The sequence below is a fragment of the Burkholderia sp. AU45274 genome, assembly GCF_030482505.1.
Taxonomy (GTDB): domain Bacteria; phylum Pseudomonadota; class Gammaproteobacteria; order Burkholderiales; family Burkholderiaceae; genus Burkholderia.
The window spans coordinates 1,546,991-1,573,361 of the sequence record NZ_JAUJQE010000001.1 but is presented as its reverse complement, the minus strand read 5'-3'; the positions used below and the strand labels follow the sequence as shown (position 1 = coordinate 1,573,361).

Here is a 26,371-nt window from a genome sequence, read left to right as displayed (position 1 = left end):
CCACAAATCCGCACAAAGCCGACGTGAAAGATTCTGTAATATAAATTCCGTATACTCGTAAGTTCTGACCCAGGCGCCTCCGAGCCCGTCTTCGGCCGGCCGCCCACGCAGAACAACCACAGATACGTCGCCGCCCGGCCAACCCGCGCCGCGACACGCTATGCACCACCACTGAACAACTTATGTCTTCCCGCCACTCTGGTTCGCCTGGTCGTGCCGCGGCGGTGATCGCCCGTGCCCGGGCGCTGATCCGCAACGAGCGCGTGCTGTCGCCGCTGCTCGCGCTCGGCATCGGCCTGCTGCTGATCGTGGTTTTCCAGCACCTGTCGGAATCCGTCGACTACCGGTCGGTGATCCGCCAGCTGCGTCACATGTCCGCCGGCGAGTGGGGCGCGTCGCTGGCCGCGACGGCCCTCAGCTATCTCGCGCTTGTCGCCCGCGACGCGGTCGGCCTGCGCTACGTCGCCGCGAAGGTGCCGCGCGTCGCGCTGTGGATCGGCGCGATCGCCGGGTCCGCGCTCGGTAACGCGACCGGCTTCGGCGCGCTGACGGGCGGCGCGGTGCGCGCACGCGTGTACGGCGTGTCGGGCGTCACGCCCGCGCAGATCGGCCGGATGACGGTGTTCACGAGCGGCACGCTGGCGCTCGCGATGGTGTTGATGACGGCAGTCGGCATGGTGTGCATGCCGGAAGCGCTCGCCGCGATGCTGCACGTCGCGCCCGGCGTGCTGACCTGGACCGGGGCGGCGCTGCTGGTGGTGCTGGCCGCGATGGTCGTGATGTGCGGCAACACCGCGCGCCCGGTCGTCACGCGCTTCAAGTGGCTGTCGTTCGACGTGCCGGCACGGCGCGATCTCGTCGCGCAGGTCGTCTATGCGGTACTCGACGTCGTCGCGGCGGGCCTGACGCTGTGGGTGCTGCTGCCGGCCGCGCCGGTCGGCTTCCCGACCTTCATTACCGTTTACGCCGCCGCGTTGTTGCTCGGGATGATCGGCCATACGCCGGGCGGGATCGGCGTGTTCGAAGCCGCGATGGTCTTCACGCTGGGCCGCGAAGTGCCGCCGCACGCGATGGTCGCCGCGCTGATCGCGTATCGCGCGATCTATTTCGGCGTGCCGCTCGTGCTGTCGGCCGGCCTGCTGGCCGGTTTCGAGGGCCGCGCGCTGCGGCGCCGGCTCGTGACGCGGCAGGCCGTGCGCGTGTCGCAGCTCGCACCGGTGTTCCTGAGCCTCGTGACGTTCGCGGTCGGCGGGATGCTGGTGATCTCGAGCGCGACGCCCGCGTTCTGGCACCGGATCGCGATCCTGCGCCACCTCGTGCCGCTGTGGGTGCTCGAAGGCTCGCAGGTGATCTGCAGCGTGCTCGGTGTCGCGCTGCTGTTCGTCGCGCGCGGGCTGCTGCGCCGCCTCGACGGTGCCTGGTGGATGACCTTCGCGCTGACGCTCGCCAGCCTCGCGCTGTCGCTGGCGAAAGGCCTCGCGTTCGTCGAGGCCGGCGTGCTCGGCACGCTGCTGGTGCTGCTGCTCGTCAGCCGTCGCCGCTTCAACCGCCATTCGTCGCTGCTGGCGGAGCGCTTCACGGTGAGCTGGTTCGTGTCGGTGGCAATGGTGCTGATGCTGGCCGTGTGGGTGCTGTTCTTCGCGTTCCGCGACGTGCCGTACACGCGCGAGCTGTGGTCGCATTTCTCGTTCGACGCGCGTGCGCCGCGGGCGCTGCGCGCGACGCTTGCGTCCGGCGTGTTCGTCGCGCTGTTCGCGCTGTGGCAACTGCTGCGCCCGGCGCCGGGCCGTTTCGTGAAGCCTGCGGAGCAGGACCTGTCGGATGCCGAACGAATCATCCGCGCGCAGGAATGCAGCGATGCGGGCCTCGCGCTGATGGGCGACAAGTCGTTCCTGTTCTCGGAGTCCCGCCGGGCCTTCCTGATGTATGCGAAGAACGGCCGCACGTGGGCCGCGCTGCACGATCCGGTCGGGCCGCGCGAGGAATGGCCGGCGCTGATCAGCAAGTTCATCGCGCTCGCCCACGCGCATAGCGGCCGTGCGGCGTTCTACCAGGTGCGCGCGAACGCGCTGCCGCTGTATCTCGACGCGGGGCTCACGCTGATGAAGCTCGGCGAGGAAGCGCATATCGCGCTCGACCGGTTCGACCTGAAGGGTTCGAACCGCTCGCACCTGCGCTACGCGCTGCGCCGCGGCGACAAGGACGCGCTGACGGTCGAGGTGATCGCGCCGAGCGACGTGCCGGCCGCGCTGCCGGCGCTGCGCGACATCTCGGACGGCTGGCTCGACAGCCGCGACGCGCGCGAGAAGAGCTTCTCGGTCGCCGCGTTCCACGACGGCTATCTGGCGACGCAGTCGGTGATGCTCGTGCGGCAGGCCGACAAGCCGATCGCGTTCGTCACGTTCATGACGACCGACCTCAACACCGAGGCGACGGTCGGCGTGATGCGCCATCTGCCGGACGCGTCGCCGTACGCGATGGAGTATCTGTTTACGCAGCTCGCGCTGCATCTGAAGGAAGCGGGTTTCCGCAAGCTGAGCCTGGGCATCGCGCCGTTCTCGGGGATGGGGGCGGCGAAGATGCCGTCGCCGTTGCACCGGATCGGCCTGATGGTCTGGCGCTTCGGCGGCCGCTTCTACAACTTCCGCGGCTTGCGCGCATTCAAGAGCAAGTTCGAACCGCACTGGGAGCCGCGTTACCTCGCGGCCTCGGGCACGGTCGGTGTGTTCGTCACGCTGGCGGATCTGTCATTGCTGGCTGGAGGTCGGCGTTCATGATGTTGAAGAAGGGAATCGCGCGGGCGGCAGCCGCCTGCGCGGGAATGATGCTGGCCGGCGCCGCGTGCGCCACCCAGCCAGCCGCAATGAAGGCCGAAACCGTATCGGGCGGCCGCTACGGGCCCGTGACCGTGACCAAACCCAGCGGGCCGTTGCGCGGCTTCGTCGTGCTGTTCTCGCGCGAGGCCGGCTGGAATGCGGCCGACCAGCAGGCCGCCGAGGCGCTCGCGAAGGCCGGGGCGATGACGGTCGGCGTCGATTCCGAGCGGTATGCGATGAATCTCGCCGCGAAGCAGGAGACCTGCCATCACCTCGACGGCGACGCCGAAGCGGTCAGTCACCAGCTCGAGCGCCTTGCACAGTCGTCGCGCTACTTCACGCCGATCGTCGCGGGCGTCGGCCAGGGCGGCACGATCGCGAAGCAGATCCTGTCGATGGCGCCGGAGAACACGATCGCCGGTGTCGTATCGGTCGATCCGGCCGCCAAGCTCGATCCGCGCTTCAAGCCGTGCCCGCCCGATCCGACGATCGTGCGCCGCGCGATGCCGGGCTTCGTCGACACGGCGGCCACGGGCGATTCCGCGAAGCTCGTGTCGCTCGTCACGTCGCATCTGCTGGACACTACCCGCGGCGACGAACTCGACGTGTCGGACCTGCCGCTCGTCGAGCTGCCGGCCAAGGGTGGCAACGGCCAGCTCGCGATCGTGATCTCGGGTGACGGCGGCTGGCGCGATCTCGACAAGACGATCGCCGAGGCGCTGCAGCGCGACGGCGTGTCGGTGGTCGGCATCGACAGCCTGCGCTATTTCTGGAGCGAGAAGCCGCCGGCGCAGGTGAGCCGCGATCTCGCACGCGTGATGCGCACCTACATGGCGCGCTGGCATGCGAACCGCGTGGCGCTGGTCGGCTACTCGTTCGGCGCCGACGTGATGCCGTTCGCGTACAACCGGCTGCCGGCCGACCTGCGCGACAAGGTCGCCGTGATGTCGCTGCTCGGCTTCGCGCCGGCCGCCGATTTCCAGATCCGCGTGACGGGCTGGCTCGGCATGCCCGCAAGCGACAAGGCGCTGAAGGTTGCGCCGGAAATCGCGAAGGTGCCGCCGCAGCTCGTGCAGTGCTTCTATGGCGCGGAAGAGAAGGACACGATGTGTCCGGCACTCGCGAACACGGGCGCCGACGTGATCAAGACGCAAGGCGATCACCACTTCGGCCGCGACTACATCGCGCTCGAGAAGAAGATCCTCGGCGCGTTCGGCAAGCCGGTCGCGGCACGCTGAACGCCGGCGCCCGCTTTGCGGCGGGCGCCGACCGGTAGCTTCCGGTTCATCGTACGGGCGGCCTGCGGGCCGCCCGTTTCATTTTGCGGCGGGCGTTGCCGTTCGCGCATCGTGCTGATAGAAGCCGGTGAACCGGTCGAGCTGACGCCGCGCGGCCGCGAGGTCCGTGCCGTCGCCGAGCACCGCGCTCGAAAACCCCGTGCGTTCCATCAACAGCAACTGGTCGACCAGCACCTCGCCGGTCGCGCGCAGGTCGCCGGCGAAGCCGTAGCGCTTGCGCAGCAGGTACGCCTGGCTGTACGCACGCCCATCGGTGAACGACGGAAACGCGAGGTCGATGCGCGCGGCCCGCGCGATGTGTTCGGCGAGCGGCGGCAGTTCCTCGTCGTTGCCGATCGTCAGCGTCGCCGTGCCGTGCTGCTGCGTGTCGCCGGCGTGTTCGGCCGGTGTCAGCAGCCGGATGCGTGTGGTCGAATTCTCTCCGTGCGTCATGCGTGCTCCACCTGATGGCGCGCGTCGTTCGCGGCGGCCTTGAAGGGTTCCGTGCCGATGCGGCGGACGGTGTCGATGAATCGCTCGCTGCGGCCGTCGTCGTCGATGCGCGCGTCGAGATACGCGTTGACGATCGCATCGACGACATCGACGATCTCGTCCGCCGAAAACGACGGGCCGATCACCTTGCCCGGCCGCGCGGGGCCGCTCGCGGTCGAGCCGTCCGAGCCGCCGAGCGTGACCTGGTACCACTCGGCGCCGTCCTTGTCGACGCCGAGGATGCCGAGGTGGCCGCTGTGATGATGGCCGCACGAGTTGATGCAGCCGCTGATGTGCAGGTCGATGTCGCCGACGTCGTGCAGCATGTCGAGATCCTGGAAGCGTTCGGCGATCGCATCGGCGATCGGGATCGAGCGAGCATTCGCGAGCGCGCAGAAGTCGCCGCCCGGGCACGCGATCATGTCCGTCAGGAGTCCGACGTTCGCGCTGGCGAGCCCGATCGCGCGCGCGTTTTCCCACAGCAGGAACAGGTCGTCGACATGCACCCATGGCAGCACGACGTTCTGCGTGTGCGTGACGCGCGCCTCGCCGGCCGAGAACTGGTCGGCGAGATCGGCGAGCGCGTCGAGCTGGTCCGGCGACGCGTCGCCCGGTGCCTGCAGGCGGCGCTTGAACGACAGCGTGACGATGCGCAGCGCCGGATCGCGGTGGTCGGCCACATTGCGTGCGAGCCAGCGCGCGAAGGCCGGATGGCGTGCCGCCTGGGCGGACAGGCGCAGGTTCGCGTCGCGCAGGCTGACCGTGCGCGGCTTGAGCCGCGGCGGGACGAACGATGCGGCGACGCGGTCGAACTCGACCTGTGGAATCGTATGCAGCCCGCCGTCGTGATCGACGATCTGGCGGAACTCTTCCTCGACGTCGTCGATATAGCGCTGTCCCTCGGTCTTCACGAGGATCTTGATGCGCGCCTTGTACTTGTTGTCGCGCCGTCCGTAGCGGTTGTACACGCGGACGATCGCCTCGATGTAGTTCATCACGTGCTGCCATGGCAGGAACGCGCGCAGCAGCGTCGCGATCATCGGCGTGCGGCTCATCCCGCCGCCGACGCTCACGCGAAAGCCGAGTTCGCCCGCGTCGTTGCGCACGAGCTTCAGCCCGACGTCGTGCCAGTCGGTGGCCGCGCGGTCTTCGGTCGCGCCGGTGATCGCGATCTTGAACTTGCGCGGCAGGAACGCGAATTCGGGGTGCAGCGTGGTCCACTGGCGCATCACTTCGGCGAACGGGCGCGGATCGGCGATCTCGTCCGGCGCGACACCCGCGCGCTCGTCGCACGAGATATTGCGGATGCAGTTGCCGCTCGTCTGGATGCCGTGCATGTCGACGGTCGCGAGCAGGTCCATCACGTCGGCGGCCTTGTCGAGCGGAATCCAGTTGAACTGCACGTTGGTGCGCGTCGTGAAGTGCGCGCTGCGGGTCGGCAGGCGCAGCGTGCCGAGCAAGGCCTGCGCGTCGGATGCGGCGCGGTAGGTGGCGTCGTCCGGCACGTCGTAGTCGCGCGCGATCCGCGCGAGCACGCGTAGCTGCGCGCTCGACAGTTCGCCGTACGGGACGGCCACGCGCAGCATCGGCGCGTGGCGCTGCACGTACCAGCCGTTCTGCAGGCGCAGCGGCCGGAATGCGTCTTCGCTCAGCGTGCCGTGCTGCCAGCGTTCGAGCTGATCGCGAAACTGGGCGGCGCGGCTGTGCACGAGCGCCCGGTCGAAAACGGTATATCGATACATGACGTGATACGCGAGAGGAGCCGTGGCGCGGCGCGCGCGGCTCGGAACAGACGTTGCGACGGGTGTCGGGCAACCGCAGACAGCGTAGGGAACGCGGTGCGGCGGGACAAGCAGCAGATGGGGGCGAAAAGGGCGCAGCAGATCGCCGGCGTGACGCCGGCGCGGGCCGGGCATGCGTGCGGGCATGCCCGTGGCGGGCGTTTAAACGGCGGCGTCGACGACGAGCGCCGGATCGAGCGCGCGGATGCGCTGGTCGATGAAGTAGCCGCCGCCTTCCTGATAGCGCAGGAACAGGCGGCCGCACGAGCGGCAGCGGTTGACGGTGCAGCGGTTGTACGGGAAATGGCGCAGCGCGATCGGCGCGTCGTCCGACGCGTAGCGCGTGCCGGCCGGGTGATATTCGGCGTAGGTCGGCTCCGTCTCGTCGGGCGGCGCGAGCGTGGCGACTTCGGTCAGTTGCGCGTCCTGCAGCGACAGCGGCAGGGTCGTCCATCCGGCGAGCGGCGTTTTCGTGCAGATGCACGACTGCGTGATGTGCGCGGCTTCAGCGGTCAGTTTCAACAGCGCGTCGTGATCGAGGTAGGGCAGTTGACTCATCGGAAATCATGAAGGGCGGCGGGAACAGCACTGTAACCCGCGTGCGGATTGCGCGCATCACCGTGACGCAGGCGGTGCGCCCCGGGTGAGATTCAGCCGCCCTTGCGGACCGACGGCTGCGCGACGAGCTCGCCGAGCACACGGATCGCACGCTCGATGTCGCGGCTCCACGGATGGCCGAAGTTCACGCGCACGCAACGCTCGAAGCCGTGCGCGGCCGAAAACAGCGGCCCCGGCGCGAAGCTGATCCCGCGTGCGATGGCCTGGCGATGCAGCTCCATCGCGTCGATCGCGTCGGGAAACGCGAGCCACAGAAAATAGCCGCCTTCAGGCCGCACCCATTCGACGCCGGCCGGCAGCCAGCGCCGCAGCGCGTCGTCCATCCGGTCGAGCTGCGTGTGCAGCGCGCCGCGCAGCTTGCGCAGGTGCCGGTCGTAGCCGCCGTGCTCGAGATAGTTCGCGATGCCGACCTGCGCGGGGATGCTGGCCGACAGCGTCGTCATCAGCTTGAGCCGCTGCACCTTCTCCGCGAACCGGCCGGCGGCGGCCCAGCCGATCCGGTAGCCGGGCGCGAGCGTCTTCGAGAACGAACTGCAATGCATCACGAGGCCGTGCCGGTCGAACGCGCGCGCGGGCAGCGGATAGTCGGGGCCGAAGTGCAGCTCGCCGTACACGTCGTCCTCAATCAGCGGCACGTCGCGCGCGGCGAGCAACGCGACGAGCGCGCGCTTCTTCTCGGCGGACAGCGTGACGCCGGTCGGATTCTGGAAGTTGGTCATGAACCAGCACGCGCGGATGTCGTGCCGGTCGAGCGCGTTCGCGAGCGCGTCGAGATCGAGGCCCATGCGCGGATCGACGGGAATCTCGACCGCACGCAGGTCGAGCCGCTCGAGCGCCTGCAGCGCCGCATAGAAACCGGGCGCTTCGACGGCCACGACGTCGCCGGGCCGCGTGACGGCCATCAGGCACAGGTTCAGCGCTTCGAGCGCGCCGTTCGTGACGACGATCTCGTCGATCGGCTGCGAGATGCCGGTCGCGAGATAGCGCCGCGCGATCTGCTGGCGCAGCGCCTCGTTGCCGGGCGGCAGGTCGACGACCGTGCTCCACGGGCTGACGAGCCGCGTGGCCTGCGCGAGCGATTTCGCGAGACGCGGCAGCGGAAACAGTTGCGGCGACGGGAACGCGGAGCCGAGCGGCACGATGCCGGGTTGCGTCGCCGCGTCGAGGACGGAGAACACGAGGCTGCTGATGTCGACCTTGCGGGTGACGCCGGCGCGGCTTGCCTGGCGTTTGGCGGCCGGGTTTGCCGCCGGCGTGGCGCCCGGCGCGACGTAGTAGCCCGAGCGTTCGCGCGCGCGGATCAGCCCCCACTGTTCGAGCAGGTAGTACGCGCGAAACACCGTCGACTGGCTCACGCCGTGCTGCGCGATGATCTGCCGCAGCGACGGCAGGCGCGTGCCGACGGCGAGGTTGCCGGTGCGGATGTCGTCGGCGATCGTGTGGGCGAGGGTTTCGTAGCGTTTCATCGGCGAGGGTGGCGCGCGTCGTCGCCACGCGCGGGCCGGGGTGGCGCCGCGCCGGCGGGCGCGGCTCATTGTCCGATGCGCGGCCCGAAAAGGAAAGCGCAGGCGCGGCGGCCGCGCTTTCCGGCTGCGTCAGGCCGCGTTCGGCTCGACGTTCTGCCGGTTCGGGGCGCCGCGCAACGGCGGCAACGGCTCGACCTTGCCGACGATGAACAGGTACGACAGCGCGCCGACCACGCACAACGCACCGGCCACCGCGAGCGGCACGACGAACGAGCCCTTCGTGATCGACAGCATCACGCCCGTGAACGTCGTGATGAAGATCCCCGCGAGATTGCCGGCGAAGTTCTGGATGCCGCCGAGCGATGCGACATGCGCGGGCGTCGGCGCGACTTCGCCGACGAGCGTCCACACGTTGGCGCCTGCAAACGACAGGCTCGCATACGCCAGTGCGAACAACCCGAGGCAGGCCCACACGTTCTCGACGAAGGCCGACAGCGCGATCGACGAAGACAGCAGCATGCCGAGCACGAGGCAGGTCTTGCGCGCGGCGGTCGCGCTCCAGCCGCGGCGGAACAGGCTGTCCGACACATAGCCGCCGAGCCAGCCGCCGGGAATCGCGAGCAGCGCGGGCAGCATGCCCCACGTGCCGAGCGACGCGAGCGAGAAGCCGCGCGACTGCAGCAGGTAGCTCGGGAACCACGTGATGAAGAAGTAGATCGCGAAGTTCAGGCAGAACAGCCCGATCATCATGCCCCACACGGTGCGGTAGCGGAACAGGTCGAGCCACGACACCTTCGGGCCGTCGGTTGCGGCCGCAACGGTCGGTGCGCCGCGCTGCGCGAGCAGCGCATCGACGGCGTCGGGCGCGATCGCACGGTAGCGTTCCGGATCGCGATAGACGAACCACCACGCCAGTGCCCACACGATGCCGATGCCGCCCGTGATCACGAACGACCCGCGCCAGCCGACGATCGAGATCAGCCACGCGACGAGCGGCAGCGACAGCGCGGAGCCGACGCGCGAGCCGCTGTCGAAGATGCTGCTCGCGAGCCCGCGTTCGCTGCGCGGGAACCAGTTGAACGCGACCTTCGCGAACGACGGGATCGCGGCCGCTTCGCCGACGCCGAGCATCAGCCGCACGCCGACGAGCTGCGTGAGGCCGCGCGCGGCGCCCGTCGCGACGGTGAACACCGACCACCAGCCGACCGCGAGCGCGAGGCTCACGCGCACGCCGACCTTGTCGATGAACCAGCCGGCCGGCAGTTGCAGGAACGCGTAGGTCCAGAAGAATGCGCTCAGCACGAGCCCCATGCCGACCGCGTCGAGGCCGAGGTCGGCGCGGATGCTGGGCGCCGCGATCGCGAGGTTCGCGCGGTCGATGAAGTTGATGACGTTGGCGAGGAAGCACATGAGGATCATGGCCCATCGGATGCGTGGCATGCGGTGTCTCCGCGCGGAATGTCGTGACGGGCCGCCGGCGATCCGCAGCGCCGGCGGCCTCGATGGGCGGGTTATCGCGTGGCGTGCGACGGCGTGCGGTCGAACTTCGCGAGCGCTTCCCACAGGCCGTTCAGGTAGACCGCGCCGAGCGCGCGGTCGTAGAGGCCGTAGCCGGGCTTGCCCGTCTCGCCCCAGATCATGCGGCCGTGATCGGGGCGCACGTAGCCGGTGAAGCCGGTGTCGTGGTACGCCTTCACGATCGCGGCGATGTCGAGCGAGCCGCAGCTCGACAGGTGGGCGGTTTCCTCGAAATCGCCGTTCGCGTCGACCTTCACGTTGCGGATGTGCGCGAAGTGGATGCGGCCCATCGCGCCGAATTCGCGCACGAGCGCCTCGACATCGTTCTGCGGGCCCGCGCCGAGCGAGCCCGAGCACAGCGTCAGCCCGTTCGCGGGCGTGTCGACGATGCGCACGATCCGCGCGAGATCATCGCGGTTCTTCACGATGCGCGGCAGCCCGAAGATCGGGCGGGGTGGATCGTCGGGGTGGATTGCCATCTTCACGCCGGCTTCCTCGGCGACGGGGATGATCGCCTTCAGGAAGTATTCGAGGTTCGCCCACAGCGCGGCTTCGTCGACGTCGCGATACTCGGCGAGCAGCGCCTTCAACTGTTCGGGCCGGTAGCTCGAATCCCAGCCCGGCAGCGCGATGCCGTCGTCCGGATCGATCCGGTCGACCGCATCGGTGCTGAACGCGAGGCAGGTCGAGCCGTCGTCGAGCGTCTTCGACAGCTCGGTGCGCGTCCAGTCGAACACGGGCATGAAGTTATAGCAGATCACGCGCACGCCGGCCGCGCCGAGATGGCGAATCGTCTGACGGTAGTGGTCGATCAGGCGGTCGCGGCCCGGCTTGCCGAGCTTGACGTCCTCATGGACGGGCACCGACTCGACGACTTCGAACTGCAGGCCGGCGCGCTCGATCGTCGCCTTCAGCGCGTCGATCTTGTGCGCGGGCCAGACTGCGCCCACCGGTTCGTCGTAGATCGCGGACACGATATGCGTGACGCCCGGGATCTGGCGGATGTATTGCAGCGAGACCGGATCGGACTCGCCATACCAACGGAAAGACATCTTCACTGGCGCGGCTCCTGGCTGGCGGTTGTGGCATCGGACGAACGGGCGGCAGCGTGCCGGCCCCGTCTCCGGTGTGCGGATTATGATTGGTATGCCAATTGTGCGGGATAGTGGTTTACCAGTTGTCGAGGTGGAATCGGGGTGTCAGCGCATCGCAGGAAAGGCATGCGTCGCGCCGGCCACCCCGCCGAATCGGAGGCGGCCCGAAATTGGTGTACCATTTTGGCGATCCGGTGCCGCGACGGCGCCGGCCAGCCTGTTGCGAGCCTTTCGATGACCGATCTTTCCAGCCTGCCCGCCAGCCGCGATACCGATGCCGCGGACCGCTCCTATATCGGCCTTGCGCGGCAGATTCACGCGATGGTGGCCGCCGGTGCGTTCGAGGCCGGCGCGCGGCTGCCGTCCGAGCGCAGCCTGGCCGACCAGTTCGGCGTGAGCCGCACGCAGGTGCGCGAGGCGATCATCGCGCTCGAGGTGCAGGGGATCGTCGAGGTGCGGATCGGTTCGGGCATCTACGTATCGGCGGCCGACGCCGCGCGGCCGGTGACGTTCGAGGTGCCGCGCGGCCCGGGGCCGATCGAGACGCTGCGCGCCCGCGGGCTGATCGAGGCGGAAGTCGCGGCGCTCGCGGCGACCGAACGCAAGGACGCGGATCTCGACCGGCTGTTCTTCTCGCTGACGACGATGCGCGAGCAGATGGACGACAAGGTCGCGTACGACGCGGCCGATCGCCAGTTCCACCTGCGTATCGCGGAATCGACCGGCAACACGGTGCTGCTGCACATGGTCACCGCGATGTGGGACTGCGCGCGCAGCGATCCGCTGTGGGACAAGATCGAGGAGCATTTTCACTCGACCGCGCTGCGCGAGGCGTCGCAGGAAGATCACCAGCGGATCTTCGCGGCGATCATGGCGCGCGACGCAACGGCGGCACGCGACGCGATGCGTGCACACCTGTCGCGCGTGATCGCGGAATTCACGCAGGCGTGGCGCTGACGCGCGTTCCGTCAGAGGAAACAGGCCGGCGTAACGTTACCGTCATACGGCGGTGAGGGTTGGCGCGCGCGGCCCCGTTGTACGGCTTCTTCCGATTGCATGACCGTAGGTTTTATGGTCTTGTTGCGGGATATCGCATCGACTCAAAAAAGGACAGTCGAATGCAGCCGGGCGATTCACACGGGGTCCAATTGATCAGGGGAATCGGCGGACGTACATGCGTACGGTTCGCCGTGCGCCGGCTGCTTGTCATTTTGACGGCGGGCTTACTGGCCTCCGTGCTTCCCCCCGCGTTCGCCGCGTCTCCCGAAACCGTCAACGACAACGTGCTGCGTGTGCTCGCATGGCCCGGCTATGCGGACGACGATGTCGTCAGTGCGTTCGAGGCGCAATTTCACGTCCGCGTCGAAGTCACGTTCGTCGACTCCGACGAAGCACTGTGGACGCGCATGCACAGCGCGGCGCCACCGCCGTACGACGTGCTGGCCGCGAATACGGCCGAGATCCAGCGCTATGCGCACGAACGCCTGCTCGCGCCGATCGACCTGCCGCGCATCCCGAACCGGCGGCGGCAGTTGCCGAACTTCCAGCAACTCGCGGCGATCGACGGGCTCGTTGAAGCAGGCGCCCCGTATGCGATTCCGTTCACGTATTCGTCGATGGGGCTGATCTACGACCGCAAGCAGGTGCCGGCCGCGCCGCGCTCGATGCGGGAGATGTGGAATCCGCGCTATCGCGGCAAGGTGCTCGACTTCAACAGCGCGCAGCACAATTTTTCGTTCACGGCGCTGGCGCTCGGCTATCCCGATCCGTTTCGCCTGTCGCCCGCGCAGACGCTCGCCGTCGCGCACAAGCTGATCGACCTGCGCCGCAACCTGCTGACGTACTACACGCTTCCTGAAGAGGCGACCGCGTTGTTCGTCCAGCATCGCGCGGCGCTGATGTTCGGCAACTACGGCACGCAACAGGTCGAACTGCTGCGACGGGCCGGCGCGGACGTCGGCTACGTGATCCCGGATGAAGGCGCGCTCGCGTGGCTCGACTGCTGGGCTGTCACGCGCGGCGCACAACATCCGGAGCTCGCGTTCGCGTGGATCAATTACATGCTCGAACCGGCGATCGGCGCGCTGCTGACCGAACGCCAGGGCCTCGCGAACACGCTCGCGTCGCCGCCGGGACTCGACACCGGGCACCAGCATCTCGTCTGGCTCCAGCCCGTCGAGGACATCGCGCGGCGCGAATCGCTGTGGAGCCGCATCGTGTCGGGCGACCGGCCGGAGCGTTTCGGAAAATGATCCGGCTCGGGCTCACGTCGAAACTGTCGGTGCTGTTCGCCTGCATCGGCGTGATCGCGTCCGGCACGACCGGCTATTACGCGTATCGCGCGAACCGCACGATGCTCGTGCAGGAAGCGCAGCACAGCCTGCTGATGTCGACGCAACTGCTCGGGCAGCGCTTCACCACGGCGCTGTCCGACGTCTCGGACGATGCGCTCGTGCTCGCACAGTTGCCGTCGTGTGCACGGGTCTCGAGCGGCGACAACCGGGATGGCGCGCCACGCGCGCGGCTCGAGCAGGTGTTCTACAGCTTCATGAGAAATCACCCGGAGTACCTGCAGGTCCGCCTGATCGCGCGCGGGGATTTCGGCCTCGAACGCATCCGTGTCGATCGCGATGCGCATGGCATCGTCGTCCTGCCGGACAGTGCGTTGCAGGAGAAAGGACAGTTTTCCTACGTATTCGATACGCTGGCCACGGCGCCCGGTCATATCTACCTGTCGCCGATCGTGATCAACCACGAGACGGGGGCGCACGCGGCCGAAGGGCTGCCGATCCTGCGCGTGGGCACGCCGGTCGTCGACGCGTCGGGCCAGACGGTGGGGGCGCTCGTCGTCGACGTCGAGCTGTCGCGCGTGTTCGACCGGCTCGAGCGCGATCTGCCGGAAGACTACACGGTGTACCTCGCGAACGAGTGGGGCGATTTCCTCGTGCATCCCGATCCGACGCAGACGTTCGGCTTCGATCGCGGCCGGCGCGTGCTGATGCAGGACCGCTTCGCCGTCACGCGTGCGCTGTTCGACAGTGCGCGCGCAAACGTTACCCTCAATGGCCTGGCCGACCCCGCCGCGGCGCCGGGCCAGATGTTCGCGTTCGTGCGCACGCCGTTCGGGCACGACGAGGGCAACCGCTTCGTCGTGCTCGGGATGGGGCGCCCGCTGGCGGATGTGTTGTCGCCAGCGGGCATGCTTGGCGAGCGGATCGTCCGGATGGTGCTGGTGTCGAGCTTGATGGCGGTGATCCTCGCGATCCTGTTCGCACGTGCGATCACGCGGCCGCTGCAGACGCTCGCGCGCGCCGCGACGCACGTGTTCGACGATCCGGCCACCGAGCAGTTGCCGGTCGGGCGTGCCGACGAGATCGGCGTGCTCGCGCGCTGTTTCGACAGCATGCGCGTCGAGATCCGCACGCAGGTCGCGATGTTGCGCGCGAAGCAGCTGGAGCTCACGCACCTCGCCGGACACGATGCGCTGACCGAACTGCCGAATCGCCTGCTGTTCATGGAGCATCTCGATGCCGCGATCCGGCGTGCGGCCGCGCTGCACGAAGGGCTGGCCGTGATGTTCGTCGACCTCGACCGCTTCAAGCAGATCAACGACCAGCACGGCCACTCGGCCGGCGACCGCACGCTCGTCGCGGTCGCCAAGCGGCTGAGCCTCGTGCTGCGTGGCGGCGACATGGTCGCGCGGCTCGGCGGCGACGAATTCATCGTGCTGATCACGGACGTGCGCTCACCGGCGGTGATCGGCGACGTCGCGTCGCGCATCCAGCGCGTGATGGACGAGGAACTGGAGTTCGGCGACCGGCGGGTGGCCGTGGGCGCGAGTATCGGCGTCAGCGAGTTTCCGGCCGACGGTGCGTCGGCCGAGGAACTGCTCGTCAAGGCCGATGCGGCGATGTATGCGGCGAAGGCGTCCGCGCAGCGCGCGTTCGTGCGCTATCAGGAACTGGTCGGCAACGGGAGTGGCGCCGGCAGCGGGACGGACGAAGCGGCCGGCCGGGTCGCGTCGGGCGGCGGCCGGTGACCGGTTGCGGCCGGTCGCTGATCCACGCGTTGCAAACGCCACGAGCCCGTCGCAAGACGGGCTCGTGGCGTTTGCGGACTGCGCGCGAAGGCGCGCGGCGGCAGGCTTGCTCAGTGGCCGAAGTAGACCGAGTCGCGCGGGTTTTGCGCCTTGACGGCCGGTGCGCCACCCTGGACGGTCGCGGCCGGTTGCGCACCGTAGCCGCTGTTGTCGGCACCTTGCACGCGGGCTTGCGCGGCCTGGATGTCGGCCGGGTAATACGGGCTCGACTGGCTCGGCTTGTAGCCGGCGCTTTCGAGTTGGACCAGTTCATTGCGCACTTGAGCGCGGGTCACGGTGCTTTGGGCGAAGGCGCCGAACGAGGCGGACAGGGCGGCAGCGGCAACGACTGCGGAAACGAGCGATTTCATGATGACCTCCGATGTTTTTGGCTTTCCGCGTTCGACACCATGTCGTAAGCGGTTGATTACATCGTAGGCGTCGGTCGACCTAGGGTAAACGTGAGTTTCGGCGAAAGATCGTTGCAGCCGGGGCAATAATTTCGAGATAAATACCTTCCGTCCCTAATCGACGTTGCCGGATTTGCAAGGGAACGGGCGGCGGATGCGCGCGCACGCACGGACGGGCGCGCGGCGGCGAAGGCGCGGGCGGAGAGGGGGACGCACTGCGACGCTGGCGGATCAGACGTCGTCGTCGATTTCCTTGCGCTCCCGGCGTTCCTCGTTGCCGCGGCGCGCGCGCAGGCGCTGGCGCGACAGCACGGCGATCACCTGCTGGGTCGGCGCGCCGGACGGCAGTTCGTTGCGGATGCGATCGGGCACCATGGGCAGGCCCGCGCGCTGCCGGCGCAGCGCCTTGGCGATTGCCCGGCGGCATTCGTCACCGTGGCAATCCCATTCATCGCGGATTCTCTGGCAATAACGGCATTGTTCCATCGGGAGCTTACTTAGGCACTTCAACCTTCGCAAAATCAATAAAATCAATGGCTTGGCGCGGAGGTGAAATGCTTTCAGCGGTGTATGTGTGCGTTCCGTGACAGACCATTGTACATAAATGGGTGAAGACGGACATACACCGCTCCCGGGCGCGGATCGACGAGCGAGCAATTGCAAGACGCTGGAGACAAAACGTAACTTCCTTACAACACGCTGTGATTCTTCATACATTCCGATCTGTACAAATGACCGGTGTCTCTGAACAATATCGGGGCCATGTCAGTTCATCGATTCAGGCAGCATCCCCTATATGGGGTATTTTTAACTCAAGCAGGAAACTCTCATTATGAGAAGACTCAAGAGCATTACCGAGATGGCAGAGCAGAGGCGGAAAGCGCGGAAGAAGGCAATCGAGCGTTTGACTGCACCGAAGATCGGCCGCGATATCGAGGTGTCGAGCCACTTGCGCACCTCAAAGCGCGGCCGAAAGTTTCTGGTCAAGAAGCATTCACGTTCACGCTGATGCTGAACTGATCGCGCAGTGATCATAATAATGCCCCTGAGCCGTGGAGGATTTCGGGGGACTTACTATGACCGTTGGCATGTAATACGTTATTGATTAACCCCATGGTGTCCGTAAACATCCATGGGGTTAATCAATTTTTGTGATCCGGTTAGAACTGGCCGGAAGTCCCACCGATAAGAGAAGCTGATTGCGGGACGTGACGCACCCTTCGTAAAGCTGTTGTTCTTCTTCTGGCGTCACGATGCGTTCGCGCTTGCCTGTCTCGCGCGGTCTGCGAACGTTCGCTAGAGGATCGCTCGTCAGTTCGATTCCCCAATCGGATCGGCCTTGATCGTGTTTTTGAGTACGGAGAACTCGCGCAGGAGCGAGCCGCCGCATATGGTTTTCAGTCTGTCATCGCGCCACTCTGCGATCATCGCTGCATTGAGGTCGGCTAACGACACCTGAGCCATTGCCGATCGAAGCAGGTTGCCATGCGGTTTGTCCTGTGATTGTCCAAAGTCGGAAAATCACGGAACGAACAGACATACGCCGCAAGCCGGAAAGGCCGATGTCACCGTGGCAATCCCATTCATCGCGGATTCTCTGGCAATAACGGCATTGTTCCATCGGGACAGTCTAACGCGTCTTCGGGAGCGGGGCTGAACGCTTGCCCCGAAGCGTCACGTGTTGGTTGCGACACCGGCGAGCGCTTTCGCATGCGACTGGAAGCGTCGGTGCTCTTCCGGCGGCACGAGCGAGCCGCCCGTCGCCCAGATGACGTGCGTCGACCGGCGCAGGTCGATCGCGCGGCGATGCACGTAGTCGCGGCCGGCCGGGGACGCCGTCAGCCAGCCGGGGCCACTGACGGCCGCGGCGGCCGACGGTTCGAGTTCCACGCCCGTCGCGCGCTGAACCGCGAGCAACTGCGCGTAGAGCTGCGCGTCGCTGACGGTGAACACGCCGGACAGCAGCGACGCCATCAGCGGGCTGACGAGGTGCGATGCCTGCGCGACGGCCAGGCCGTCGGCCTCGGTCCGGTTGTCGAGCCCCACGTCGTAGACGGACACGGGCTTCCCGGGGCCGGCGGCCAGCTGGACCAGCATGCATGGCGACGCGACGGGTTCGGCAAAGAAGCAATGCACGTGCTCGCCGAACAGCGCCTTGAGGCCATACGCGATGCCGCCCGGTGCGCCGCCGACCCCGCACGGGATATGAACGAAGAGCGGATGCGTCGCGTCCACGCGGCGGCCCGCGTCGGCGAGCTGCGCGGCGAGATGCCGGGCGCTGGCCGCGTAGCCGAGGAACAGCATCAGCGAGCCTTCGTCGTCGACGAAGTGGCTGCGTGGCTGATCGTGTGCCTGCGCGCGTCCGGCCGCGACGGCTTGCGCATAGTCGCCGTCATGTTCGATCACGCGAACGCCACGCTTTCTCAGGCGCGCCTTCTTCCACGGTTTCGCGTCGGTCGACATGTGCACGACCGATTCGAACCCCAGCGCGGCGGCCATCACGCCGATGCTCAGGCCGAGATTGCCGGTGCTGCCGACGATGACGGTGTGCGCGGCGAACCGTTCGCGTGCGGCGGCCGATGCGAGGATCCGCCGGTCGCCCGCGGGGTCGAGCAACCCGTGTTCGATCGCGATCGACTCCGCGAGCGCGAGCACTTCATGAAAGCCGCCGCGCGCCTTGATCGAACCGGCGATCGGCAACGCGTCGTCGCGCTTGATGAACCAGGCGCCGTGTGCGTCTGCCGGGAGCGACAGCCTGCGCGGCAGGTCGTCTGCCGGCATCAGCGGCGATTCGATTTTTCCCGCGCTTGCCGCGAGTTCGGGAAACAGCTCGGCCATCAGCGGTTCGCAGCGCGCCAGCCGCGCTTCGGCCATTGCAATGGCGCCGAGCCCCGGCGCGTCGTGCGGCAACGGACTGCCGGCATGGGGATTCAGCCACAGTAGCGGATGGCGGGATTGCAGTTGAGCTAATAGATCGTCGGGCAGGAGCGTGAGGGTCATGGATCGGTCTTGCGCTGGATAAACGTGAGGGGTGGCCGGAATGCTACGATCCGGGACGCCTGCGCGAAAGCGCCGATTTCTAATGGATCCATTAGCCTGACTGATACCTATGCGACTCGACGGTTCGACCCTGGGTGCGTTGCTCTGCTTTGAAACCGCCGGCCGGTTGCTGAGCTTCACGAAGACGGCACAGGCGTTCAACCTGACGCAAAGCGCCGTGAGCCAGCAGATCCGGAACCTGGAGGACCGGCTCGGCTATCCGCTGTTCGTGCGCCAGGCGCGCGGACTGAAGCTGACCGAGAAGGGCGCAATCCTGCTCGGGACGATGTCGAGCGCGTTCGTCGACATCAACCGCACGCTTCAGGCGCTTGGCACGTCGGATGCCCCGCTGCAGGTCAGCTGCCTGCCGTCGCTTGCGCTGCAGTGGCTGATGCCGCGCCTGTCCGAATTTCATCGGCAGCAGCCGAACGTGCCGGTTCGCGTGAAGGCCGAGTTTCAGGTGCTGGATCGCCAGGCCATGGAGACCGACGACATCGATGTGGCGGTGCGCTATGACCCGGTGCAATACGATCGGCTGCATGCCGAGGCCATCCTCGACGAAATCCTGTTTCCGGTCGCCACACCGGCGTATCTGGCGCAGCATCCGGCCTTTGCCCGTGGAGAGTCGCTGGACGGCGTCGTCCTGCTGCACGACGCCGCGCCGTGGGGCGGCGCGCCCGAGTTCGTGGAGTGGCGCACGTGGCTGGAGGCAGTCCGTCCGGCGTGGGCGGTCGATCTTGACGGCCCGCAGTTCAACTTCTCCAGCCTGGCGATCACGGCCGCGCTGAACCATCAGGGTGTCGCGATGGGGCGCGCCGCGCTCGTGCATGACGAGATCGCGAGCGGGCGGCTCGTGGATGTCTTCGGCAAGCACGTGCGTGCGCCGGCGCGCTACATGCTGTTGTCACGCCATCCCGACGATCCGCGTACCGAGGTGTTTTCGGATTGGCTCAAGGCCGAGTGCACGCGCTTCGATGCCGCGCGTTCACGTTTGCTTTCGAACGGAAGCAAACGCGGGTAGCCGACGCTGTCGGATAGCTGAATCGGAGTGCGAAGTAGTCGGGTGACGAATGCGGATGCAAACTACAGTTTCCCGTTCGTCTCCATACGGATGGCTTGCATGTGGACGGTGCGGGCAAGCGTTACTTGAGTTGCCAGATGCCCCAGACGGCGATCAACAGGCCAAGGCCCAATCCGCAGCCGAGCAATACGTAGGTTTCCATGTCATGTCTCTGAAAGCGTGGCAGCGCCGATGCGGGCATCAGCGAGCGAGCAGCAACATCGGTGACGTATCGTTCGACCCGTCGGGCGGGGCGATACGCCGGGTCCGCGAATACTACGCTTCGCAGCTTTCAGAACGCATGCGCGATCGATGGCTTTGCGCCATCTCCTGGTTCTTGCCCGTGCGCGCGTGGTTCATCTGGGTAACGTGCGATCCACCGTGCCGGAATACACCCGATTTCCAGATCATCTGCGATGCCGCGACGAGCACGAACAGCAGCACGACCATCCTGAAGAGGCGGGGCGACATCTTGTCCCGCAGCGGGCGAACGAGCCACATGCCGGCAATCGCCGGCAGGCTGGCTGCGGCCGAGATCGCGAGGTCGGCGCCGCTCGCGTGCGCGGCGCCGCTGAACGTCGTGATCAGCGTGACGATCGACACCACGAGGATGATCGCGATCTGCTTCGTGAAGACGCGTCCGGTTGCACCGGACGAAATCAGATAGGTGGCGAGCAGCGGGCCGGGAACCGACGCGATGCTTTCCATCAGCGCCGCACCGAAGCCGAGTGCGAAGCCGACGGGCTTCTGCCATGCTTCCGGCAGGTTGAGTTTCGGCGCGGCGAGCATCAGCGCCGCGGCCACGATCAGCAGTGCGCCGGACGCCGCCTGCGCGTGGCCCGGATTGAGCGACAGCAGGATCGCCACGCCGACGATATTGCCGATCACGGTGCCCGCGATCGGCGCGGCGATCTTGCGTGCCGTCGCCAGCAGCTGGCCGCCTTCCAGCGCCTGCGGGATGTTGCCGAGGATGATCGGCATCGACAGCAGCAGCACCGCATGCCGGATCGGCAGGAACTGGCTGAGTATCGGCATCGCGATCAGCGGCACGCCGATGCCCGTGATCCCCTTGGCCATGCCGCCCAGCAATAGCGCGATGGCGATGCCGGCCAGCTCGAACGCGCTGAGCCCCTGCAGGCTGGAGACCAGCACCCCTTCAGTCAGATTGAAATGCATCATGGAATGGCATGTCGCGGCATATCCGGCAGCGAGCGCTGTCGATGGCGCACGTGGCGGTCGCGTGTGTCTGGCACGCGTGTGTTCTGGATTGGCTTGAACCGGAAGTCGATCGCGTGGCGTCGCGCCGTTGTGCGGCCGGGGCCGCGGGCAATCGATGGGCGGTTCGACGGTGCATCTTACCTGAGCGTCGCGAAGGACATTCGGCACGGACTGTGGCGCGTCACGGGGCGCTTCGACGTGATCATTCCCGCTGTTCAATATAATTCATGATGGTTGGTAATTTCATGTGCCCGATTCATATCTTTGAACGAGGAGGCGTCGATGACGCTGGCCCAGTTGCAGGCCCTGGCGGCCGTGGTCGAACTCGGGTCGCTCACGGCCGCGGCCGATCGGTTGAGCCGCAGTCAATCCGCGATCAGTCATGCATTGACCGAGCTGGAAGACCTTACGGAGGTCAAGCTGCTGTGGCGCGACCGGCAGCCGGTCGTCCTGACGGCGGCGGGCGAACGCCTGTGGCCGTACGTGCAGAATGTGGTGCGGGAAGCGCAGCTGTTGCGCCAGCAGTTCAGCCTGTCACGCGGCAAGCTCGAAGGGAAGCTGGTGGTCGCGTCGCTGCCGAGCGTGTCGCTGGCGTTCGTCGTGCCCGCGCTCGAGGCGTTGAAGGACATGCACCAGGGCGTGTCGGCGGTGCTGCTCGAAGGCACGGACAGCGAAGTGGAAGGGTGGATCGACGACGGTACGGCCGATGTCGGCGTGGTGGCCGGCACGAAGACGTTCGCACACACTCTGGCACTGCTCGACGAGGATTTTGTCGCGGTGGCGGCCGACGGCATGTTCGCCGGCCGCAAGAGCGTGTCGGCGAAGCAGTTGTCCACGGCACCGTTCATCTTCTCGAAGGCAGGATGCGGGCCGGTGATCGCGGATTACTTCGCGCGCGGCGGGGTGCCGCTGCGGGCCGCGTTCAACGTGGTCGAGATGCGCACCATCCTGTCGATGGCGGAGGCCGGCATGGGCGTGTCGATCGTGCCGCGCATCACGCTTACGTACACGCAATTCGGCGGCCGCGTGCTGGAACTGTCGCCCAGGCTGCATCGCTCGGTGCGGTTGTCGTGGAATACGGCCGGCAACGCGGTCGCAGAGGAATTCGTGCGGCTCGTCGACGCGCAACGCGCGAAGGCGGCGAAGGCGGTCAACACGCGTGCGAGAAAGGCCCGGTGACGAGCGGCTTCGGCGATGAACAGCGCTCATGGGCGTCTTGAAGTTTATTCAAGCCGATGACAGTCGAGATGCAATACATTGTTCGAACTCGCCCCTGACCGCTTCGTCCCGAAGGAGATTGCCGTGCCGGCCTTGCCCACCTTGCTTGCTTTCGGACTCGTGTCGCTCGGCATGGTGCTGACACCCGGGCCGAACATGATCTACCTGGTGTCACGCTCGATCTGCCAGGGCCGCCGTGCCGGGCTGGTGTCGCTCGGCGGCGTCGCGCTGGGGTTCGTGTTCTACATGGTGTGCGCGGCGTTCGGCATCACCGCGCTCGTGATGGCCGTGCCGTATGCGTACGACGCGTTGCGTTTCGCCGGTGCGCTTTATCTGGCGTACCTCGCCTGGCAGGCGTTGAGGCCGGGCGGTCGCTCGGCGTTCCAGGTCAGGCAACTGCCGCACGACAGCCGTGCCAGGCTGTTCACGATGGGCTTCGTCACGAACCTCGCGAATCCGAAGATCGCGGTGATGTATCTGTCGCTCCTGCCGCAGTTCATTTCGCCGGGGCACGGCAGCGTGCTCGTGCAATCGCTGGCGCTCGGCTGCGTGCAGATCGCGGTGAGCGTCAGCGTGAATGCGCTGATTGCCTGCATGGCAGGCGGCATCGCGGGCTTTCTGGCGGGGCGGCCGGTCTGGGCGTCGGCCCAGCGCTGGTTGATGGGTACGGTGCTGGCCGGGCTGGCCGTGCGTATCGCACTGGAGTCGCGCTAGCGCGAACGGTTGGCGGTATGCAGGATCGCCGTGGGGCTTTCAGGCGGCATCTCAACGCAAGCGCCCGGCATCGTCAGCCCTGGCAGTTGCCCTGCGCTTCGTTGCCGACCGGGACAGGTGCGGCTTTTTCATGGCGCCGGCTGCGCGTCGCGAGCCAGCACAGGATCGACCCGCCGCACACCATCAATGCACCTTGCCAGAATTCGATCGACAGCGGCGCATGCAGCAGCGTCGCGGCGAGCAGCGCGGCGAGCACCGGCGTGAAGTACGACGCGCCGACGATGACGGTCACGTTGCCGTACATGATGCCGGTGTTCCAGGCCGCATAGCCGAACCCCAGCGCCGATGCCGCCAGCACGATGTAGATGACCGCATGCAGGCTGAACGTCATGCCGCCGCCGCCTTCGATCGCGAACTTGATCCAGAGCGCCAGCGCCACCAGCATGAAGAAAGGCGTGACGCCGTTCTTGCCGTCGGCGAGGCGTGCCGTCACCGTGCAATAGCCGGCCCAGATCAGCGCGCCGAAGAACGCGAGGCCGTAGCTCAGCGGATTGTCCGCGACGTTGTGCAGCATGCCGGCCGGGTCGAGCCCCTGGTCGCCGCCGAGCACCCGGCAGATCCCGAGCATCGACAGCAGGACGCCGGGCACGACCAGCAGGTTGGCGCGCTGCTTGTTGAACACGATCGCCGCGACCAGCGTGAAGCTCGGCCACAGATAGTTGACCATCGCGACTTCGATCGCCTGCTGGCCGTTGCTGGCATAGCCGATCGACAGCGACAGGCACAGCTCGTACGCGACGAACAGCAGCCCGCCCCAGAGCAGATATTTTTTCGGGAATTTGCTGAGATCGGGGAAGCCGATCGTCAACAGCAGAAGCGCGGATGCGACCGTATAGATCATCGCGGCGCCGCCGGTCGCGCCGAGGCTTTCACTCACGCCGCGAACGAGGGCGACCACGGAGGCCCACAACAACACCGCACCGAGCCCGGCGAGCGTGGCCTTGTTCTTGCGCTTCATGCTTCCTGCCTGTTTCAACATTTAAATTCGAGTTCAGATGATTCGGGTCCGCCCGCGCGTGCCGCCGCCGCAAACGGACAATCCGGTTGCACTCGCCACACGCGGCGGCGGCTGCAACCGGCCATGCAAAGCGGCGCGCTTACGCGAGATCCGCGGGTACGTCGATCCAGATGGTCTTGATCTCGGTGTACTGGTCGTGCGCCCAGACCGACTTGTCACGGCCGCCGAACCCGGACGCCTTGTAACCGCCGAACGGTGTCGTCACGTCGCCTTCGCCGAAGCAGTTGACGGTCACGACGCCCGCGCGGATCTCGCGCGACAGCCGGATCGCCTGGTTCAGGCTGCCGGTATAGACCGATGCGGCGAGTCCGTACACCGAGTCGTTGGCCAGCGCGATCGCTTCGCCGATATCGGTGAACGTCGTCACCGACAGGACCGGGCCGAAGATCTCCTCGCGGAACAGCCGGCTGTGCGGGCTCACGCCGTCCACTACGGTCGGCTCGACGAAAATGCCGCCGTCGGTGTGACCGCCGAACGCGATGCGCAAATGCTCCACATCGACCTGCTCGAGGTACGAACGCACTTTCTCGAAGTGGGCCTTGCTGACCATCGCGCCGAGCCGGTGTGCCGGATCGAGCGGGTTGCCCATCTTCCATTCGCGCATCTGCGCGCCGATGCGCCGCAGCAGGTCGTCCTTGATGTCGGCATGGACGATCAGCCGCGACGACGCCGAACAGTTCTCGCCCATGTTCCAGAACGCGCCGTTGACGATGTGCTGCGCGACCGCGTCGAGATCGGGGGCGTCGGGCAGCACGACCGCCGGATTCTTGCCGCCGCACTCTAGCACGATGCGCTTCAGGTTGGATTCGGCCGCGTACTTGAGGAACTTCCGCCCGGTATCGGTCGACCCGGTGAAGCTCACCATGTCGACGTCCGCGTGACGGCCCAGCGGCTCGCCGACTTCCGGGCCGCCGCCGGGCAGCACGTTGAAGACGCCGGCCGGCACGCCGGCTTCATGAGCAAGTTCCGCGACGCGCAGTGCCGTGAGCGAGGTTTCCTTCGCCGGCTTCACGACGATCGAGCAGCCGGCCGCGAGCGACGGGCCAATCTTCCACGCGAGCATCAGCAGCGGGAAATTCCACGGCAGCACGAGGCCGACGACGCCGATCGGCTCGCGCACGACCAGTGCCAGCGCGTTGCCGCCGACGGGCGCCGTGTTGTCGTAGATCTTGTCGATCAGCTCGGCGTGCCAGCGGATCGTATGAATCGTCTCCGGCACGTCGATGGTCTGGCATTCGCGGATCGGCTTGCCGCTGTCGAGGCTTTCCATCGTCGCGAGTTCGTGCGCGTGCTGTTCGAGCAGGTCGGCAAACTTCAGCAGGACGGCCTTGCGATGCGACGGCGCCAGCTTGCGCCAGCGGCCGTCCTCGAACGCCTGCCTCGCATGGGCGACCGCGAGGTCGACGTCGGCCGCATTGCATGCGCCGATCTGCGCGAGGACGGCGTCGGTGGCCGGATTCACGGTCGCGAACGTGTCGCCGGAACTGGCCGTGCGGAATGCGCCGTCGATGAACGGCCCGGTCGGGAAGCGCAACGCCGCGGCCAGCGCCGCGTATTCGGACGCGCTGAGCAGGTCGGTCATCAGGCTTGGCCTCCGGTGACGGCGGCGACTTCGCGCTTGATGCCGGCCACGATCGCGGCCAGCGCCTGCTTTTCCGGTTCGTCGAGCCCGCGCAGCGGTGCGCGCACGCCGCCCGCGCGCAGCCCCGCGAGTTCGCAACCGTACTTGATCGACTGCACGAACTTGCCGCCTTCGAGGAAATCCATCAGCGGCATCATCGCGGACATGATCCGGCGGCCCTTGTCGAAGTCCTTCTCGATCGCGCATGCCTGGTACAGCGCGATATGCTCGGCCGGCAGGAAGTTCGAGCCCGCGCACACCCAGCTGCGCGCGCCCCATGCGAAGAACTCGAGCGCCTGGTCGTCCCAGCCGCACGACACGCTGATGTTCGGGAACTCGCGGACCAGCATGTGCAACTGGCCCGTCTGGCCCGAGCTTTCCTTGATCGCGACGATGTTCTTCGACGCGTCGCAGACGGTACGGAAGAATTCGCGGTCCATCGACACGCTCATCCGGCCCGGGTAGTTGTACAGCATGATCGGCAGGCCCGCCGCGCGATCGATCTCCAGCGCATGCGCCGCGTTCTCCTGCTGCGTGGGCAGCGCGTAGGGCGGCGAGCCGACCAGGATCGCGTCGGCGCGCACGGCCTTGGCCGCCTTCGCGTAGTCGACGGAATCCTCGGTGCGTACCGCGCCGGTGCCGATCACGAGCGGCACGCGCGAGCCGATCACTTCGCGCGCCCAGGCGCCGAGGTCGAAGCGCTCCTGCGCGGTGTGCGCATAGTATTCGCCAGTCGAGCCGCCGACGATGATGCCGTGCACGCCGGCCGCGATCAGCGATTCGATCACGTCGGCGAATGCGGTCTTGTCGATCTGGCCGGCGGCGTTCAGGGGCGTGATGGCCGGGGTGTAGATGCCTTCGAAATTCATGGTG

22 protein-coding genes are annotated in these 26,371 nt (G+C 67.0%); 8 read left to right on the top strand and 14 right to left on the bottom strand.

All coding sequences use genetic code 11. The features are described 5' to 3' along the window. Positions 1 to 182 precede the first annotated feature (182 nt). Both mprF and QZM35_RS07010 read left to right on the top strand, forming a co-directional pair. Positions 183 to 2,777, top strand: a complete 2,595-nt coding sequence (gene mprF / locus QZM35_RS07015) for a bifunctional lysylphosphatidylglycerol flippase/synthetase MprF (RefSeq protein WP_089458371.1) — start codon at positions 183 to 185, stop codon at positions 2,775 to 2,777. After that, positions 2,774 to 4,054: a virulence factor family protein gene (locus QZM35_RS07010; RefSeq protein ID WP_089432811.1), complete on the top strand. Its 1,281-nt coding sequence runs from the start codon at positions 2,774 to 2,776 to the stop codon at positions 4,052 to 4,054. Before mprF ends, QZM35_RS07010 begins: the two co-directional genes overlap by 4 nt. A gap of 78 nt (positions 4,055 to 4,132) precedes the next feature. Here the strand turns inward: QZM35_RS07010 and QZM35_RS07005 are convergent, their stop codons facing one another. The 6 genes from QZM35_RS07005 to uxuA form a co-directional block, all read right to left on the bottom strand. Then, complete coding sequence (locus QZM35_RS07005; protein ID WP_301775651.1) at positions 4,133 to 4,546, bottom strand: DUF934 domain-containing protein; 414 nt, start codon at positions 4,544 to 4,546, stop codon at positions 4,133 to 4,135. Continuing rightward, on the bottom strand, positions 4,543 to 6,327 hold the full coding sequence (locus QZM35_RS07000; protein WP_301775650.1) for a nitrite/sulfite reductase: 1,785 nt from the start codon (positions 6,325 to 6,327) through the stop codon (positions 4,543 to 4,545). Before QZM35_RS07000 ends, QZM35_RS07005 begins: the two co-directional genes overlap by 4 nt. Before the next feature lie 201 nt (positions 6,328 to 6,528). Continuing rightward, positions 6,529 to 6,924: a hypothetical protein gene (locus QZM35_RS06995; RefSeq protein ID WP_301775649.1), complete on the bottom strand. Its 396-nt coding sequence runs from the start codon at positions 6,922 to 6,924 to the stop codon at positions 6,529 to 6,531. Positions 6,925 to 7,016: 92 nt separating this feature from the next. Further along, positions 7,017 to 8,450: a PLP-dependent aminotransferase family protein gene (locus tag QZM35_RS06990; protein ID WP_301775648.1), complete on the bottom strand. Its 1,434-nt coding sequence runs from the start codon at positions 8,448 to 8,450 to the stop codon at positions 7,017 to 7,019. 129 nt (positions 8,451 to 8,579) lie between these two features. Then, entirely contained in the window at positions 8,580 to 9,890 is a 1,311-nt protein-coding gene (locus QZM35_RS06985; protein ID WP_089427329.1) for an MFS transporter, read from the bottom strand. Positions 9,891 to 9,961: 71 nt separating this feature from the next. Continuing rightward, the gene (uxuA, locus tag QZM35_RS06980) at positions 9,962 to 11,026 is read right to left on the bottom strand and encodes a mannonate dehydratase (RefSeq protein WP_179255087.1); all 1,065 of its coding nucleotides are present in this window, start codon (positions 11,024 to 11,026) and stop codon (positions 9,962 to 9,964) included. A 270-nt stretch (positions 11,027 to 11,296) separates the two neighbouring features. Between uxuA and QZM35_RS06975 the strand changes: the two genes are divergently transcribed. The 3 genes from QZM35_RS06975 to QZM35_RS06965 all read left to right on the top strand — a co-directional run bounded on the left by QZM35_RS06975 (position 11,297) and on the right by QZM35_RS06965 (position 15,101). Then, positions 11,297 to 12,019, top strand: a complete 723-nt coding sequence (locus QZM35_RS06975) for a FadR/GntR family transcriptional regulator (RefSeq protein ID WP_089429080.1) — start codon at positions 11,297 to 11,299, stop codon at positions 12,017 to 12,019. 161 nt (positions 12,020 to 12,180) lie between these two features. Further along, the gene (locus QZM35_RS06970; RefSeq protein ID WP_301775647.1) at positions 12,181 to 13,314 is read left to right on the top strand and encodes a PotD/PotF family extracellular solute-binding protein; all 1,134 of its coding nucleotides are present in this window, start codon (positions 12,181 to 12,183) and stop codon (positions 13,312 to 13,314) included. Next, complete coding sequence (locus QZM35_RS06965) at positions 13,311 to 15,101, top strand: sensor domain-containing diguanylate cyclase (protein WP_089432806.1); 1,791 nt, start codon at positions 13,311 to 13,313, stop codon at positions 15,099 to 15,101. The genes QZM35_RS06970 and QZM35_RS06965 overlap by 4 nt, the downstream gene beginning before the upstream one ends. A 110-nt stretch (positions 15,102 to 15,211) precedes the next feature. On the opposite strand, the gene QZM35_RS06960 is transcribed toward QZM35_RS06965, so the two are convergent. From QZM35_RS06960 to QZM35_RS06945, 4 genes are all read right to left on the bottom strand, one after another. Beyond that, positions 15,212 to 15,511 carry a DUF4148 domain-containing protein gene (locus QZM35_RS06960; protein WP_089432805.1) on the bottom strand — a complete coding sequence of 100 codons (300 nt, stop codon included), beginning with the start codon at positions 15,509 to 15,511 and terminating at the stop codon, positions 15,212 to 15,214. A 270-nt stretch (positions 15,512 to 15,781) separates the two neighbouring features. Next, the gene (locus QZM35_RS06955; protein ID WP_027791787.1) at positions 15,782 to 16,036 is read right to left on the bottom strand and encodes a hypothetical protein; all 255 of its coding nucleotides are present in this window, start codon (positions 16,034 to 16,036) and stop codon (positions 15,782 to 15,784) included. Between the two features lie 825 nt (positions 16,037 to 16,861). Further along, entirely contained in the window at positions 16,862 to 17,014 is a 153-nt protein-coding gene (locus tag QZM35_RS06950; protein ID WP_301775646.1) for a hypothetical protein, read from the bottom strand. Between the two features lie 210 nt (positions 17,015 to 17,224). After that, positions 17,225 to 18,550 carry a D-serine ammonia-lyase gene (locus tag QZM35_RS06945; RefSeq protein ID WP_301775645.1) on the bottom strand — a complete coding sequence of 442 codons (1,326 nt, stop codon included), beginning with the start codon at positions 18,548 to 18,550 and terminating at the stop codon, positions 17,225 to 17,227. Positions 18,551 to 18,659: 109 nt separating this feature from the next. Here QZM35_RS06945 and QZM35_RS06940 point away from each other — a divergent pair, with 109 nt between their 5' ends. Continuing rightward, on the top strand, positions 18,660 to 19,610 hold the full coding sequence (locus QZM35_RS06940) for a LysR substrate-binding domain-containing protein (RefSeq protein WP_174972512.1): 951 nt from the start codon (positions 18,660 to 18,662) through the stop codon (positions 19,608 to 19,610). 315 nt (positions 19,611 to 19,925) lie between these two features. On the opposite strand, the gene QZM35_RS06935 is transcribed toward QZM35_RS06940, so the two are convergent. After that, on the bottom strand, positions 19,926 to 20,828 hold the full coding sequence (locus QZM35_RS06935; protein ID WP_301775644.1) for a sulfite exporter TauE/SafE family protein: 903 nt from the start codon (positions 20,826 to 20,828) through the stop codon (positions 19,926 to 19,928). Between the two features lie 321 nt (positions 20,829 to 21,149). Between QZM35_RS06935 and QZM35_RS06930 the strand changes: the two genes are divergently transcribed. Together QZM35_RS06930 and QZM35_RS06925 are read left to right on the top strand one after the other, a co-directional pair. Further along, complete coding sequence (locus QZM35_RS06930) at positions 21,150 to 22,046, top strand: LysR family transcriptional regulator (protein ID WP_301775643.1); 897 nt, start codon at positions 21,150 to 21,152, stop codon at positions 22,044 to 22,046. A gap of 123 nt (positions 22,047 to 22,169) precedes the next feature. Then, positions 22,170 to 22,799 (top strand): LysE family translocator, encoded by a 630-nt coding sequence (locus QZM35_RS06925; protein WP_089433317.1) that lies wholly within the window; start codon positions 22,170 to 22,172, stop codon positions 22,797 to 22,799. Between the two features lie 73 nt (positions 22,800 to 22,872). On the opposite strand, the gene yddG is transcribed toward QZM35_RS06925, so the two are convergent. From yddG to QZM35_RS06910, 3 genes are all read right to left on the bottom strand, one after another. Continuing rightward, complete coding sequence (gene yddG / locus QZM35_RS06920; RefSeq protein ID WP_144025219.1) at positions 22,873 to 23,817, bottom strand: aromatic amino acid DMT transporter YddG; 945 nt, start codon at positions 23,815 to 23,817, stop codon at positions 22,873 to 22,875. Positions 23,818 to 23,956: 139 nt separating this feature from the next. Next, complete coding sequence (locus QZM35_RS06915; protein WP_089432800.1) at positions 23,957 to 25,459, bottom strand: aldehyde dehydrogenase; 1,503 nt, start codon at positions 25,457 to 25,459, stop codon at positions 23,957 to 23,959. Further along, complete coding sequence (locus QZM35_RS06910; RefSeq protein WP_089432799.1) at positions 25,459 to 26,367, bottom strand: dihydrodipicolinate synthase family protein; 909 nt, start codon at positions 26,365 to 26,367, stop codon at positions 25,459 to 25,461. The genes QZM35_RS06915 and QZM35_RS06910 overlap by 1 nt, the downstream gene beginning before the upstream one ends. Positions 26,368 to 26,371: the final 4 nt, after the last annotated feature.